This window comes from Streptomyces sp. BE20 (assembly GCF_036322525.1).
Taxonomy (GTDB): domain Bacteria; phylum Actinomycetota; class Actinomycetes; order Streptomycetales; family Streptomycetaceae; genus Kitasatospora.
In genome coordinates, this window is record NZ_JAQYWW010000805.1 from 1 (window position 1) to 356 (window position 356).

Sequence of the window (356 nt, forward strand, 5' to 3'; positions counted from 1 at the left end):
CCCAGGGCGTGAGAAGCTGCTCGGCCCGTTCGGCGGAGAGCCCGAGCGAGACCATGCCGCCCTCCCCGGCGATGGCGTCGAGGGCCCGGCTGCGCAGGGCGGAGACCCGGGCGCCGTCCTCCAGGCTCAGCGCGCCGGCCTCCACCGCGGCGGCGATCTCGCCCTGCGAGTGGCCGAGGACGGCGTCGGGGTGGACGCCGTGGTGCTGCCAGAGGTCGGCGAGGGAGACCATCACGGCCCACAGGGCGGGCTGGACGACGTCGACGCGTTCGAGGAGTTCGCCGCTGCGCAGGAGGTCGCTCAGGGACCAGTCGACGTGTGGGGCGAGGGCCTTCTCGCACTGGGTGATCTTCTCG

1 protein-coding gene is annotated in these 356 nt (G+C 74.2%); it reads right to left on the bottom strand.

Going from position 1 to position 356, the window contains the following annotated elements; translation table 11 throughout:
• On the bottom strand, positions 1-356 hold a 356-nt coding region (locus PUR61_RS17175), incomplete at both ends, for an acyltransferase domain-containing protein (protein WP_329879729.1).